This is a genomic window from Mycobacteroides sp. PCS013 (assembly GCF_049532645.1).
Lineage (GTDB): Bacteria > Actinomycetota > Actinomycetes > Mycobacteriales > Mycobacteriaceae > Mycobacterium > Mycobacterium gwanakae.
Genome location: NZ_CP150131.1, coordinates 1274671 through 1286477, shown reverse-complemented (window position 1 = coordinate 1286477; position 11807 = coordinate 1274671). Strand labels below are relative to the sequence as shown.

Sequence of the window (11807 nt, the reverse complement as noted above, 5' to 3'; positions counted from 1 at the left end):
GGAAAACGACAGAAATCAGCGCCAGCCGTCGGCCGCCTTGGCGGCGCGCAGCAGTTCCTCGCACAGCTCACGCAGCTCATCGTGGGTCGCACCTTCTTCGACCGCGGTGGCAACATCCTCGGCCGCGCACCGCGCCTGATACACCCGGTCGGCCAGGTCTGTCGCCTCATCGGCCGTAAGCACCACGGCATCGGCGGGCACCGAGGTGCCCTTGACGGCGGCACGCTGCTCATAAGCACGCTGACGGCAGGATTGTCGGCAGTACTGGCGTCGCCGGCCCAGTTCCGCGTCGTCGACTTCACGCCCGCACCATTTGCAGGGTTGAGCGTGTTTGCGACGTGCCACGTCTTGGAAGCGTAGCGGTGGCTCGCGACGCCAGGTGCGCAAGGTCCGCTCGGTACCAGCGAACCGCCTGACCGTCGGCGGATGTGAGAAATCGGCATCACCAAAACGGACGACATGACTGGTGAGAGCTGGTGCGACACGACTGACGCCACGTCGTGCAAAGCGATCGAGCGCAATTAGCACAATTGCAAGGAAAACGGATAATTGTGCGCTAATCTTGCCCAATCACAGCGGCATCCAACGTCGGAGGTTGTGCGATGAACAAGATCATCAAGCTTGGGCAGGCCGTGCTAGCAGCGGGTGTTATCGCCGCTCCGGTCGCTGTCATCAACGCGGGCCTGGCGTCGGCACAGCCGAGCCCCGCCCCCGCGGATGTGTGCTTCAACGGACCGTATCCCTCACCCCCGCCCCCTTGGGGTCCGGGAACCATGGAGGGCTGTGTCAACCCCGACAGCTGGTTCAGCCAGTGGGGTTGGCGGTATGCAGGACCCAACTGGCGCGGCGAAGGCGGACAACTGCCGCCTCCGGCCCCGAACTGGAAGTACGTAGGCCCGGGCTGCGAGTACTCGAGCAACCCGAACTGGCAGTACACCGGCCCGGACTGCCAACGCGAAACCCCGTAGTACGACGGCGGCCCCGGCGGCTAGTAGGAGTACGAGCCGCCGAGGGCCAGCTCGGCCTCGTGCGTCAAAATGGTCGCCAAGGCTTGCGGGTTCGACCAATAGAAGTAGTGCCCGCCGGTCACGAGGATGCTTGTGAACTCCCCCTTCGTGTACGGGGCCCATCGGCGCGGTGGCGCAAACTTCGGGATCACCTCGTCATCCTTTGCGCTCACCTCCGTGATCGCCGTCTTGATCCGGCGGCGCGAGATCGATTGCAGGCCAAGACTGAAATCGATCACCGCATGCAGCCGCGCCTGCTCCAGCAATGACTCGTCCGCTATCTTCTTCGGTGGCCACGCCCCGCGCTGCTCGTCATTGGTGAGCCTCCAGAGTGCGTGCTGTTTCGGGTTGTGGCCCCGGGTCTTGGCGTAGAGAGCATCCATGCGCCACAAGGACGGATGCCCACTCACCACCGGGACAAACCGGCCCACGGCGAAATCCCGCGACTCCAATGCCTGACAGACCGTGTAACCGAACAGGCCGCCGAAACTCTTTCCCGCGAGAACCGGCCGGCGGCAACCGAGCCCGACGATCGCCGCCGCACAGTCCTCCGACAGTGCGCGCAGGTTCTCCGGGGAGGGCTCGGTGGACCGGGTGCTGCGCCCCGGCATCCGCCACACCCCGAAGTTCACCCCTGCCAGATGCGGGACCAGGTGCTGCTCGCCGGCGTGATTTGCGCCGGCGCCCGGGAAAAACAGCACGGTGGGCAGGGACGGCTGATATGCCCTTGGCCACCACCAACATTCGAGCGGAGTCGCAACAGTCACGCCGATCCTCTATATCGCGTCATGCTCGGGATCGCCGACCCCTTGCGCAATGAGTAGTGCGACGCGTGCACCGACGGCCTCAAGCGTGAGATCCGGGGTGAACTGGAACGCACTGATCTGGATGTTCAACTGCTTACCGGCCCGTGCGGCGAACTCCACCGCCATCAGGGAATCGATACCCAGATCGGCGATAGGCCCGGTGGGATCGATGCTGTCCACGTCAACCTTGAGGACATTGGCGAGTTCCTTGGCCAGTTCCTTGGTGACCATCGGGCCGCGTTCCTCCTCGGGCAGGGCCAGCACCGCCGCACGGAAGGCGGCCTGTTCGTTCGACACCGCAGCAGCTTCCGCGGAGAGATGAGCGAAACGTGTGCTCTTGGCTGTCGAGGGCAACGGAGTGCGCAAGACTCCCCAGTCAACGCCCGCGATAGCGACATGCGGAAGCTGGAATCGGGAGCACTCGTGCATGAGCGTCGCCCCGAGATCCATGTTGAGACGGCGCAACCCGACGGAGTCGAGGAACTTCACGATGGCCTCCACCTCTGCCATCCCACCTCCGCTCATCGCGCCCCAGCTCACCGACAGGGCGGGCAGCCCGGCCGCGTGCCGTGCCTGAGCGAGCCCGTCCAGCACGCTGTTCGCGGCCGCATACGTCACCTGCGGAACAATGCCGATGAGACCACTGATCGAGGAGTACAGCACGAAGTGGTCGAGCGGTACATCGTGCTCGCGCGTGGCCTTATCCAGATTCAGGGCACCATCGACCTTCGGCGCGAAGACCTTGTACAGCGACTCCGCGCTGATATCCGCCAACACCTCATCATGGGCCACCGCGGCGGCGTGGAAGACTCCGCGCAGCGGATGTCCCGACGCTTCCACCTTCGCGACCAGATCCGAGACCTGGTCGTAGTCGCTGATATCGATCCGTTCTTCCCACACGTCGACATCGGCGGCGCGCAACGCCTCGATCTGCGCCCGCGCCACCTCGGTGGTGGCGCCGCTGCGACCCGCGAGGATCAGGTGGGTGGCGCCGGCCCTGGCCAACGAGCGTGCGGTGGCCAACCCGAACCCGCCGAACCCACCGCTGATGAGGTAGGAGTGGCCGGGGCGCACCGGGGCGGTATCTGGCTTGCGCGGCAGTAGCTTTGGAGTCTGATCCCGCAGATCCAGCACGATCCGGCCCATGTGCGCCGCCCGGAACACCGCTTCGAACGCTCCCACCACATCTTCGATCGGGAATCTCGTGAACGGCAGCGGGGTGAGCTTGCCCGAGGTGAGCATCTCGGTGCATTCACGCCGGAGCTCGCGGAAGGTCTCGGGCCGCAGCCGCAGCATGCGGTCCATGTCGATCGCGTGGAACGACAAGTTCCCGCTGAAGGCCTTGAGATCCACCGCGCCGCCGAAGTAGATATCCGCCTTCCCGATTTCGATGATCCGGCAGAACTCCCCGGCGACCGCGAAGTTCTGGGCGATCATCTCGCCGGGCAGCGAGTTGTAGATGACGTCGACACCGCGTCCTTCGGTGACGCGCAGTATGTCGTCGACAAACCCGACCGAGCGCGAGTCGAAGGCCGCGGTTGCGCCCAGCTCGAGCGCCGCGCGACGGCGCTCCTCGCTACCGGCAGTCGCATAGACAACCGCGCCCATGTTGACCGCGATCTGCACCGCGCCCATGCCCATGCCGCCCGCCGCACCGTGGATAAGGACGGTCTCACCGGGCTGCAGATCGGCGAGTTTGTAGAAGGCGTAACCCGCCGTGAAGAACGGGACACCCGAGCCCACCGCGAGCGGATCGAAATCCTCACGCTGCAGGTGCTCTTCGTCGATCCGTTCCCATGCCGCACCGCCATCGAGATCGAACGTCAGGTAGCGTCGCAGCAGCCCACGCTCTGCCACCGCGATGCTCTCCCCGACTCTGAGTTCGTTGACCGCGGAGCCGACACGTGTGACGACACCGAATCCCTCCATCCCGGGCTCCAGCTTGAAATATGTTTCGCCGAGCTCGCGCTCCGTCAGGATTCCCAGGACCTTCAGCGGGTCTTTGTAGTTGAGTCCCAAGGTTTCGACGCGGACCTCGACCTGCCGGGGACCCGGTTCGATGCGATCGCATGCGCGCAGCGCGATGTCCTTGAGCGTGCGCGTGTCCGGGATCTGTACCTCGTAGGCCACCTCCGGGTCGGTGGGCTCGAATGGTTCTTCCCACGGTGCAACGAGTTCGGAAAGCGACCGGCGCGTCCGCTGGGTCCACCGCTCACCCGCACGCACCGCGACTTCTTCGGCTCGATTCATCGCACCGATCTCCGCGGCCACCTCGTCCGGCGTGGCCGAATCGGGCAGATCCACAAGGGACCATTTGGCGGGGTGTTGCTCGTTGGCCAACACCCGGCGTGCTCCCACGAGCGCGGTCTGATCAAGGTCCAGGCCGCTGTCGCCCGGGGCCAGGAAGGCGCGCGTGCTCACGACGACCACCTGCACATCCGGGCTCACGACACCGCGTTCGGTCTCGGCTTCCAGAACTACCCGCAACGCCTGAGCGATCGTGACGAGTTGATGCAGGTTCTCCACCAACGTCTTTCCGGCACCGACAGTCGCCAGGACACGTAAGTACGCGTCCGCGTGCAACGCTGCCGCGAAAGCGCCGGCGAGATCTGCTCCCGGGTCGGCTTTCAGGATCACGGCACCGGTGCTGGCCGCACGGCGGGCGCCTTCTGCGAAAGCGGCCGCCGCATCGCCGATCTCGACGATCACATTCGCGGCCCGGGCGGCGGTGCTTCTGGAGGCGGCAGGTATGGCGGCGGGCTGCCCCTCGGCTTCCTCCTCCAAAGGCTCCCAACGAGGCTCGTAGAAGTACTGATCAAGCTCGGAGAGCGGGTCCAGCGCTGATCCCACGGGCCGCAGCGTCACTCCGGTCAAGGCCAAGGCGACTTCACCGTCTTGCGAAGCGAGATAGGCGTTCGCGCGCAGCGGCTGCGTGCTGGTGATCTCGACGAACGCTATCGGGTCCTGGGGCACCTCGTGGTACAGACGTACCCGGTCCACCGAGGCCGGGATATGCGCCGTCGGAGGCACATCCAGCTCTGGACGTGCCGCCAGCAGAACCGCGATGCACTGCAGGGCGGCATCGGCGAGCGCGGGATGAACGGCGTGGCGCAGTGCCGACCCCGACGCGTCTACCGCTTCCGGAGTCGTCAGCTGCGCAACACAGCCGGCCGACCCGATACGCACGCTCTGGATTCGCTGAAAGGCAGGACCGTAGGAGAGCCCGACCGCGGCCAATCCTTTGTAGACGTCTTCGCCGTCAAAGATCCTGTCGAACTCGGACTGTGCCGGAACCTCAATCCGCAAGGCCCCCAGATTCGCCTCGACCAGCCTGCCATTGGCATGTGCCGTCCACAGTTGGGTATGCGCGGAGCGGCCGTTGACGGTGAACCGCTTGGTGGGCTCGTCCACGGTGAGACGGGTGATCGGCGCGTCGTGTTCGGCGACCACCAAAGGCACCGCGAAGACCACCGAGTCCAAGCCTGCCTGGCCCCGGCCGGAGCGTTGCCGCACTGCCGACAGCGCGGCATCGAGGTACGCGGTTCCCGGTAGGACAATCGAGCCAAGGACCGTGTGGTCGGGCAGCCAGGGCAGATTCGCGGCAGCCAGGGTGACCTCCCACTGTGGCGTCAGCGCCTCCGCCCGGTCGCCCAGGAGCGCGAACCGATCAGCGTCGCCGTAGCGCGCACGCAACGTCAGGGCGTCCTCTTCCCACAGTTCCTCTTGCGACCACGGGTATTTCGGCAGGTCCATGTGCGGGACGGAACCGTTCTCGTAGAGACCGGCCTCGCCGGGCGCGTCGATGGCGCCCACCGCATACAGGTCCGTGACGGCTTGCAGCACCGACTGCTCATCATTCTGGTCACGGTGCAAGGTCTGGACCGCGGCACCGGAGACACTGTGGCGCACAAAGCTTTCCCGAATATTCCCGAGCAGGACCGGATGCGGTCCGAGCTCCAGGAACACCCGGTACCGATCCTCGATGAGGGTGTCGATGGCCTTCGCGAACAGGACGCTTTCGCGCACGTTCTTGAGCCAGTAGTCCGGGTCTGCGAATGCCGCGCTGTCGATCTTCTCACCGGTGACGGTCGAGTAGACCGGCACGTCTGCCTGCTGGGGGGCAAGGCCGGCCAGCGAGGTCGCGAGCTCCCCGAGAATCGGGTCCATGAGCTGGCTGTGATACGGAACCTCGACGTGCAGCATCCGGGCAAAGACCCCGTCTTCTGCGAGCTCATCGTGCAGTGTCTGCAGGGCCTTGGAGTCACCGGACAATGTGGTTGCCGAGGCGCTGTTGATCGCCGCGACGCACACTGCCGTTCCAAAGCGCGCGGCCCGGCGCTGGGCTTCCTCGGCATCCAGACCGACCGCGAGCATGCCGCCCGAGCCCGCTGTCTTGGCCTGCAGCCGGGAGCGATGGAAGGACACCGTAGCGGCGTCGCGCAAGGACAACGCGCCGCTCACGTACGCCGCGGCTACCTCACCAACGCTGTGTCCTACTACCGCGGTGGGCCGGATCCCGAACTGCCGCAAATGCTCTGCCAGCGCCGACTGGACCAAGAAATTCGCCGGCTGGGCGATCTCGGTGCTGCTGACGCGAGAGTCCCCTTCGGGCCGCAGCAGCTCGGCGATCACCGACCAGCCCGAGATCTCCTGGAACACCGCGTCGATCTCGGCGGCGGTGTCACGGAAGACACCAGGGGTCTGCAACAGTCCGCGCGCCATCCCCCACCACTGCGGGCCCATCCCACTGAAGACGAACACGGGATCGGAGATGCCCTCGACGAGAGCACGCGCCGGGGCCGCTTCTTCGCTTTCCGCATAGGAGTTCAGCTGCGCGAGAAGGTCGTCGGCATCGCGATAGATGAAGCCCTTACGCAGATAATGCTGTGCCCGACGGCCGGTGGCCGCGGTCTTCAGTCGCTGCGCACCCTCCTCGGAGAGATCTGAGCCCAACAGCTCGGCGTACCGTCCGGCGACCTCATGCAACGCTGCCCCACTGCGGGCGGAGACCGGGAAGATCCGAATGCTGTCACGTGCGGGAGCCTGCGGCTCGGCGGCCGCGGGCGGCGCCTGCACGATGACATGCGCGTTGGTGCCGCCGTAGCCGAAGCTGTTCACCGCCGCGTACGCGGGAGCTCCGAAGTCCGGGTACGGCTCGACCTCGGTCGGGATGCGGATCTGCAACTCGTCGAACGGGATTTCGGGGTTGAGTTTGTCGAGGACGACCTGCGGCGCGATGGTCCGCCGCTGCACGGTGAGCGCGGCCTTGATCAAACCCGCGACACCCGCCGCGGCCTCGGTATGGCCGAAGTTGTTCTTCACCGAGCCGATCACCAGCGGCTGCGTGCGACCGGGAACCTTGCCGTACGAGTGCCCCAGTGCCTGCGCCTCCAGCGGATCGCCCACGCTGGTACCGGTGCCATGCGCCTCGATGTATCCCACCAAGGCCGGGTCGATGCCCGCCTCCTTGATCACGCGATCCGCAAGCCGCTGCTGCGACACCGGATTTGGCACGGGCAGCGCTATCGTCCTGCCGTCCTGATTGACCCCGCTGCCGCGAATCACCGCATATATATGGTCACCGTCGCGCTGTGCCTGCTCGAGGTTCTTGAGCACCACGATTCCGACGCCCTCGCCACGGCCGTAACCGTCTGCTGCCGCGTCGAACGACTTGCTGCGGCCGTCGGCCGCGAGGAATCTGCCCTTACACATGGTGATGAACGTTTCCGGCTGGAACATGACGTTCACTCCGCCGGCAAGCGCCACATCGCACTCACCGTCGGCGACCGCCCGTACCGCCAGGTGCGTGGTGACCAGAGAGGACGAACATGCCGTGTCCACGGTCATGCTCGGCCCCCAGAAGTCGAGCGCGTGGGCGATTCGGTTGGACAACAACGTCTGAGACGCGCTGAAGGCGGCGAAGTTGTTGATCTTCTCGAGGTTTCGGGCCAGGCCCCGGCTGATCATATTGTCGTTCATGAAACCGCCGATGAAGGTACCCACGTTCCCGCCCAGCGCCTGTCCGGCGATGCCCGCGTCGTCGAGGGCTTCCCAGGTGGTTTCGAGAAGAAGCCTCTGCTGTGGGTCCAGGACGGCAGCCTCACGGTGCGAGATCCCGAAGAAATCCGCATCGAACCGTCGGAAACTCTGGGTCAGGAAGCTGCCTCGCCGCGTGTACATCCGGCCGGGCGTATCGGGGTCGGGGTCGTAGTACTTATCCGCGTCCCAGCGATCCTTCGGAATATCAACGACGGCGTCGCCTTTGCGTAACACAAAGTTCCAGAAACTCTCCGGATCACCAATTCCTCCGGGGAATTTACATCCGATGCCAATGATAGCCACTGCAACCAATGCTCGGCCCTCTCCTAGTTGTTGAACTATCGGGAGACGATGGAACTTTTTCCGAAATAGCGAGACAGTTCGAGCTCATCTGGAATCATCTTGACCACTAACGATGCTGTGCCTGCCGTGTCATTCCGTGGAGTTCGGACTGTACCCGTCTGATTGGCAACACGAAGGGTGTTTCAGATGACTTTGTTGATCCCCCCGAAAGTAGCTCCATGAGAAACGCCTGGGTGTATCTCGTTGTGCTGGCGGTGCTTACCGTCGCGGCCTTGTTCATCCTCAAACTGCGCTCAAGCGAGATCCCGGATGAGGCGGCAGGGACGGTGAGCCGTCTCCCCACGTTGGGCACGCTCTCCGAACGGACGATCCAGTACGAGGCCGTCGGGCCCGATGGAACCCCGGCGACGGTGTCCTATCTCGACGACGAGGGCCACAACCAGAACGTCAACACCGTCCTGCCATGGCAAGAAGCACTGCGCACCGTGGAACCTTCGCTGGTGACGAGCATGGTCGTGCAGTCCAACAGCTCTGGCGTTGGATGCCGGATCACCGTCAACGGCAAGGTCCGCGATGAACAAGTCGCAACCGCCAGCGGCGGGATCGCAAGCTGCAAGGTGCAAGTCGCATGAAAAAAGACGAGAGCGAAGCGGTTACGGGGCCCATACCTGCGCCCGCCGACGGCAACGGGTTCTCCGATCGATCACGGGCATTCGGCAAGCGGCTACGCAACGAATTCTCCGTGCCGTTCCGCCGAGAGACCTACGCCAGCACCGACACCGGACAGCACAGACCGCTGTACGCCCGGCTGCTGTACGGACTGTCCATCCCGATCGTCGTGCTGTGGGTGCTGCTCGCCTGCGGCCTCAATGCCGCTGGGCCCCAACTCGAGAAGGTGATCGAGGGACACGCGTTGTCCTTCCTGCCCGACGAGGCCTCCTCGGTGCAGGCGCTCTCCAACATGGGCAAGTACTTCGGAAACGGCGGCACCAACAACTTCGTCGCCGTGCTGGCCGAGGGAGACAAGCCGTTCGGCGCGGAGATGCACGGCTACTACGCCGATCTGATGGAGAAGTTCAAGGCCGACAAGAAGCACGTCGTCACAACGATCGATCTGTGGTCCGACCCGTCATTCGCCCCGGCATTCGAAAGCCAGGACCGGAAGGCCTCTTTCAGTTATCTCAACCTCGCCGGAAACATGGGCACGGCGCTGGCCATGGAATCCACCCAAGCGGTGCGCGACATCGTCAAGGCCTACCCGCCCCCAGCCGGGGTCAAGATCTACGTGACCGGACCTTCCGCGGTCGTGAATGACGAACTACTCGCGATCAACCGCTCGATCCTGCCGATCATCATCGCGTGCGCCATCTGCATCACCATCATCATGTCGCTGACCTACCGTTCGCTGTTCACGGCGGCGATGCCGCTACTGGTCGTGGCGGTCGCTCTGGTGACCGCTCGTCCGATCGTCGCCCTGCTCGGTGAACGCGGGATCATCGGCATCTCCATATTTGCGTCAAGTCTGTTGGCCGGCATCGTCCTTGGCGCGGGAACGGACTACGGCATCTTCCTGCTCGGCAGGTATCAAGAAGCACGACGGGCGGGCCAGGACCCGACCACCGCCTACTTCACCGCGCTGTCGAGTGTGCAGCGCATCATCTTTGCCTCCGGGCTGACAGTGGCGGGCGCGACCGCCTGCATGACACTCACTCGACTCGCGGCGTTCTCCACGTCCGGCCTGCCCTGCACCATCGGCATCCTCACCGCCCTTGCCGCGGCGTTGACCCTCGGCCCCGCACTGCTGGCGATCGGGTGCAGGCTCGGACTGTATGAGCCGCGCGGAGATCGGGCCATCCGCCGCTGGCGGCGCATCGCCACGCACGTGGTCCGTTGGCCCGGCCCGGTACTCGCCGGCAGCCTCGCCGTACTCGCACTCGCGATTCTCGTCCTACCGACGTATGTCATCAGCTACAACGAACGGGCGGCACAACCGGCCAATACCGAAGCGAATCTGGGCCTGGACGCCGCGGATCGGCACCTGCCGCCGAACATGCTGAACCCGAATCTGCTGTTCGTCGAATCCGATCACGACATGCGCAACTCTGCCGACCTGATCGCGCTCGCCAAGCTGACCAATGCCGTCTACAGCGTGGACGGCGTGCAAGCGGTGCAGGGCATCACCCGCCCCCTCATATCGCCACTGCCCCAGGGAACCCTGACCTATCAAGGCGGGTACATCGGCGAACGCATGTCCCAAATCGCCGAAATGGTCAGCACACAGCTCAACGGCATCGCCAGAATCACCGGCCAGATCGACCAGCTCTCCGTCGGCGTCAAGGTGGTCCTCAAGGACCTCCGAGTCACCCAACGGGCCGTCGACCTTCCCGGCGGCGGGGGCCAGGCCACCCGGGCGCGCCTCATCGACCTGTTGAAGATGGCGAAGGGCATCCACAATGAGATGCAGCCCATGCTCGCCGCCGGCATCGACACGGCGGGACAACTGGTCGATATGGTCCCGGACTGTAAGCAGCTGCTGCCCTGCAATACCGCGCTCACCGGCCTGGCCGTTCTCGACGGACTCAATCAGGCCGGGGGGCGAAAGTTCGAGGATCTCGTGGACGCCTCCCGCGTGGCCTCGGAGTCATTGCCGAACCTGGTGGCACAAGTTCAGCTGCTGGACCGTTTCCTCAGCGACGCACAACGAACGCTGACCCCCATCCGCGGCATGGCGGACTCGCTGCTCGTACAGATGAACGAGGTCACCCAATTCCTGCGTGAGATCGCCGACACTTATATGAAGGGAGACCCGAGCGGGTACTTCTTCCTTCCGAGCCAGGCCTTCGAATCCCCGCTGTTCCAGTCCGCACTCTCCGTCTTCTTCTCACCGGACGGCAAGATCACCCGAATGCTCGTCATGGGCGATGTGAACTCGTTCAGCAGAGAGAGCATGGACTACAGCGCGAAGATCATCCCCGCGGCGCAATCAGCACTCAAAGGCACCTCACTCGGCGGGAGCCAGGTGAGCATCGGCGGCGCTGGCGGCACACTGCTCAACATCGCCGCCTTCGCCAGGGAGGACTTCATCACCAGTGCCGTGGCGGCCTTCGCATTCGTGTTCTGCGTGGTCCTGCTGCTGCTACGCAGCTTCGTCGCCGCGATCGCCGTCGTGGGCACCGTGGGGCTTTCGTTCCTGTCCGCATGGGGTCTGAGTGTCGCCATCTGGCAACACGGTGTCGGTCTGCCCTTGCACTGGGCGGTGGCGCCATGCTCCTTCATATTTCTTGTCGCGGTCGGCGCCGATTACAACCTGCTGCTCGTCGCCCGATTCAAAGAAGAGCTCCGCGCCGGAATCAAGACGGGCATCATCCGCTCCATGGTGGGCACCGGCAGCGTGGTCACCACAGCGGGCCTGATTTTCGGTTTCACGATGTTCGCGCTGATCGCCGGCTACTCCAGCACCCTGGCACAGATCGGCACGACCGTCGGCGTCGGACTCCTGCTCGACACACTCATCGTCCGTTCACTCGTCATCCCCTCCATCGCCACCATTCTGGGCCGGTGGTTCTGGTGGCCCATGCGAGTGCCGTGCCGCGCATTGCGGGAAACGGATCCGGCATTGGTCGGCCCGCGACACAGTGCGAGCCAGGCATAA

General features: G+C 64.7%; 6 protein-coding genes. 3 read left to right on the top strand and 3 right to left on the bottom strand.

All coding sequences use genetic code 11. From position 1 onward, the window contains the following. Window positions 1-15: 15 nt before the first annotated feature. Window positions 16-345 (bottom strand): hypothetical protein, encoded by a 330-nt coding sequence (locus tag RHO23_RS06270; RefSeq protein ID WP_030095655.1) that lies wholly within the window; start codon window positions 343-345, stop codon window positions 16-18. Between the two features lie 257 nt (window positions 346-602). Here RHO23_RS06270 and RHO23_RS06265 point away from each other — a divergent pair, with 257 nt between their 5' ends. After that, entirely contained in the window at window positions 603-968 is a 366-nt protein-coding gene (locus tag RHO23_RS06265; protein WP_030095654.1) for a hypothetical protein, read from the top strand. Window positions 969-988: 20 nt separating this feature from the next. Here the strand turns inward: RHO23_RS06265 and RHO23_RS06260 are convergent, their stop codons facing one another. Both RHO23_RS06260 and RHO23_RS06255 read right to left on the bottom strand, forming a co-directional pair. Then, complete coding sequence (locus tag RHO23_RS06260; protein ID WP_030095653.1) at window positions 989-1708, bottom strand: thioesterase II family protein; 720 nt, start codon at window positions 1706-1708, stop codon at window positions 989-991. A 75-nt stretch (window positions 1709-1783) separates the two neighbouring features. After that, window positions 1784-8164, bottom strand: a complete 6381-nt coding sequence (locus RHO23_RS06255) for an SDR family NAD(P)-dependent oxidoreductase (RefSeq protein WP_423488816.1) — start codon at window positions 8162-8164, stop codon at window positions 1784-1786. Between the two features lie 224 nt (window positions 8165-8388). Here RHO23_RS06255 and RHO23_RS06250 point away from each other — a divergent pair, with 224 nt between their 5' ends. Both RHO23_RS06250 and RHO23_RS06245 read left to right on the top strand, forming a co-directional pair. Further along, entirely contained in the window at window positions 8389-8787 is a 399-nt protein-coding gene (locus RHO23_RS06250) for an MmpS family transport accessory protein (RefSeq protein WP_052399513.1), read from the top strand. Continuing rightward, a complete protein-coding gene (locus tag RHO23_RS06245; protein ID WP_057967050.1) occupies window positions 8784-11807 on the top strand; it encodes an RND family transporter in 3024 nt (1007 codons plus the stop codon). The genes RHO23_RS06250 and RHO23_RS06245 overlap by 4 nt, the downstream gene beginning before the upstream one ends.